2 protein-coding genes are annotated in these 660 nt (G+C 65.3%); both read right to left on the bottom strand.

Annotated features, from left to right (window positions below):
* On the bottom strand, window positions 1-312 hold the full coding sequence (locus IE107_RS34580) for a pore-forming ESAT-6 family protein (protein WP_189548289.1): 312 nt from the start codon (window positions 310-312) through the stop codon (window positions 1-3).
* Window positions 313-333: 21 nt separating this feature from the next.
* Window positions 334-660 (bottom strand): hypothetical protein (locus IE107_RS34575; protein ID WP_189548288.1); only part of this gene is annotated, 327 nt, incomplete at its 5' end.

The raw sequence follows: 660 nt of genomic DNA, 5'->3' as shown, positions 1-660 counted from the left end.
TCAGCCGATGTTGTCGACTGCTGCCTTCGCGCGCGTGATCGTGTGCTGCGCGGTGCCGTCGTTCTGCTCCAGCGTCGTCTTCAGCAGCTGGATGATGTTCTTGACCTCCTGCGACGCACGGTTCCACCGCAGTTCCTTGCCGTGGTACTCGTCCGCCACCCCATCGGCCGCGAAGTCCGCCATCGCGGCCTTCACCTGGCCGTCCCGCGCCGCGATCACTTCCTCCAGCCGCGCGATCACCACCTGGATATTGCCCTGCGCGTCCGCGGACGCACCCGTGTCATACGCGCGACGGTCACCGTCACCAGCCATCAGAAACCCAACCCCCGTCAGTCACCGGCCGCCGAAGCGCGCCGCATCGAAATTCGCCGCGGACATCTGCTGCCGCGCGTTGTCACCCTGCTCCTGGTCACCCGAACCGAACGCCTGCTCCATCCCCGACTGACCACCGAGAAGAGCCGACAGCGAACCGTTCAACGCCGCCGTGATCTCGTCCGACCGACTCTTGAACGAATCGAACGCCACCCGCCCCGCACCGTGGAACTTCCCCTCCAACGGCGCCGCCGCCTGCACCAACTGACGGATCAACGTACCCAGATCATCACTCGACCCACGCGACTTCGACGACAGATTCGTCAGAACCTGCGCCCCCATGTCGAA

Source organism: Streptomyces gelaticus (assembly GCF_014649535.1).
Taxonomy (GTDB): Bacteria; Actinomycetota; Actinomycetes; order Streptomycetales; family Streptomycetaceae; genus Streptomyces; species Streptomyces gelaticus.
The sequence above is the reverse complement of the archived record's forward strand: the minus strand, read 5'-3'. Positions and strand labels throughout refer to the sequence as shown.

Excerpts from the sequence above, each read along its gene's own strand:
- IE107_RS34580 (WP_189548289.1), bottom strand. The coding sequence starts at position 312 with ATGGCTGGTGACGGTGACCGTCGCGCGTATGACACGGGTGCGTCCGCG.